The 984-nt window shown below is 31.2% G+C and carries 1 protein-coding gene; it reads left to right on the top strand.

The genetic code is table 11. The annotated features are described in order from the left end of the window. Positions 1 to 984: MMPL family transporter (locus AC1DTM_RS28580; protein ID WP_477001501.1), on the top strand; the 984-nt coding region annotated here is incomplete at both ends.

The raw sequence follows: 984 nt of genomic DNA, 5'->3' as shown, positions 1-984 counted from the left end.
ATAGTTTCACATTTAGATAATAAAGATCTTGAGAAACAATTAGTTTCTAAAGATAATACGACTATATTAACGCAAATATCGGTAGATAAAAAACATGGTGAAATATCAAAAGTTGCAAATAATCTTCATAAAAAAGTGAAAATAAAAGGGGTAAAAACGTACTTAACAGGAAGTGATTTAATAGCGGGTGATTTTCTTACATCCTCTCAAGAGGGAGTGAAAAAGACAGAAGTTATTTCAATCATTTTCATTCTTGTAGTATTAATCATTGTATTCCGTTCACCAGTTGTTCCGATTGTTTCTCTTCTTACAGTTGGTGTATCGTATTTAGTCTCAATGGGGATTATTTCTCATCTTGTAGATCAATTTAATTTTCCGTTTTCTAACTTTACGCAAGTATTTGTAGTTGTCGTACTGTTTGGAGTGGGAACAGATTATAACATTTTATTATATACGAGGTTTAAAGAAGAATTAAGTAAACAAGAAAATGCATATTTAGCTACGAAAGAAACATTTAAATCAGCAGGTAAAACCGTTTTATATAGCGGAATTGCAGTGCTAATTGGTTTTGCAGCACTTGCTTTAGCAAGTTTTAAATTATATCAATCTACTTCAGCGGTAGCAATTGGTGTCGCAGTATTACTACTCGTATTAACCACTTTAAATCCATTTTTCATGGTGCTATTAGGAAAAGGAATGTTTTATCCAGTTAAAACATTTAAAGGACATGAGGATAGTCGTTTATGGGGATTCTTTGCGAAAAATTCAGTAGCAAGACCATTTATCGCTTTAATTATTGTATTAGTGATATCGATTCCTTTCGTATTAAAATATTCTAACACGCTTAATTACAATGATTTATTTGAAGTGGATAATAAATATGAATCAAAAATGGGGATTAACGTAATAGAAGAGCATTTTTCGCCTGGTTTTTCTTCACCAAGTACGTTAGTCATTCAATCGGATAAAAAGTTAGATGAGGCG

The organism is Bacillus sp. P4_D3, assembly GCF_056401855.1.
This window is presented reverse-complemented; position numbering and strand designations above follow the sequence as displayed.